This window comes from Saccharopolyspora sp. NPDC047091 (genome assembly GCF_040643635.1).
Taxonomy (GTDB): Bacteria; Actinomycetota; Actinomycetes; order Mycobacteriales; family Pseudonocardiaceae; genus Saccharopolyspora_C.
Genome location: NZ_JBEYUS010000154.1, coordinates 1 through 1,019 on the forward strand (window position 1 = coordinate 1; position 1,019 = coordinate 1,019).

Annotated in this window: 1 protein-coding gene; it reads left to right on the forward strand. The window is 64.7% G+C overall.

The features are described from left to right. Nucleotides 1-102: 102 nt before the first annotated feature. Entirely contained in the window at nt 103-1,008 is a 906-nt protein-coding gene (locus tag ABZ805_RS29325; protein ID WP_358447186.1) for an IS5 family transposase, read from the forward strand. The last annotated feature ends 11 nt before the right edge of the window (nt 1,009-1,019 follow it).

Genomic DNA, 1,019 nt, shown 5'->3' on the forward strand with positions numbered 1-1,019 from the left:
CTAGGAGCTGTTTAGGAACCTGGGGCCCGCTGGTGGAACGCAGTGAGGTCTCCGGTAGATGGATCAACGACCAAGAAGATCGACATCTATCCGGAGACCTCGGTGGGAAGCGTATCGGTTGGCGCGCGTCAGGATCTGACGGATCGGCAATGGGCGATGTTGCGGCGTGTGTTGCCGCCTCGGCCGGTGGTGGGGCGTCGTCCGAAGTGGACTCGGCGGCAGTTGCTCAATGGGGTCCGGTGGCGGGTGCGGGTCGGTGCTCCGTGGCGGGACGTACCGGAACGCTATGGGCATTGGCAGTCGATCTACCAGTTGTTTCGTCGCTGGCAGCGTGCGGGCGTGTGGCCCTGGATTCTCTCGGTGCTGCGGGCGTGGGCGGATCAGGCAGGGTTGATCGATTGGCAGGTGTCGGTGGATTCCACGATCAACCGGGCTCACCAGCACGCCGCCGGAGCTCGCCGTCGGCCTGATGAGCAGGTCGAACCTCCCGGTGATGAACCGGCCGATCACGCCCTGGGGCGGTCCCGTGGTGGGTTCACCACGAAGATCCACCTGGCCTGTGAACAAGACCGCAAGCCACTATCGATACTGATCACTGCTGGTCAACGCGCCGATAATCCTCAGATGGCCGCTGTGCTGGACGCGATTCGGGTGACACGTACCCGCGGACGCCCGCGTACTCGCCCGGAGAGGGTACTGGCGGACAAGGCCTACTCCTCCCGCGCGAACCGTTCCTACCTGCGTCAACGCAAGATCATGGCAACGATCCCGATCCCGAAAGACCAAGCCGCCCACCGCCGCGCCCGAGGCCCGGCCGGAGGCCGGCCCCCCGCTTTCGACTCCAAGACCTATCGCCGGCGCCACGCCGTGGAGTGCGGGATCAACCGGCTCAAACACCACCGCGCCGTGGCCAGCCGATACGACAAACTCGCCGTCCGCTACGAAGCCACCGTGCACATCGCCACCATCAACATCTGGCTCCGCGACCTCACCAAAACCAATTCCTAAACAGCTCCTAG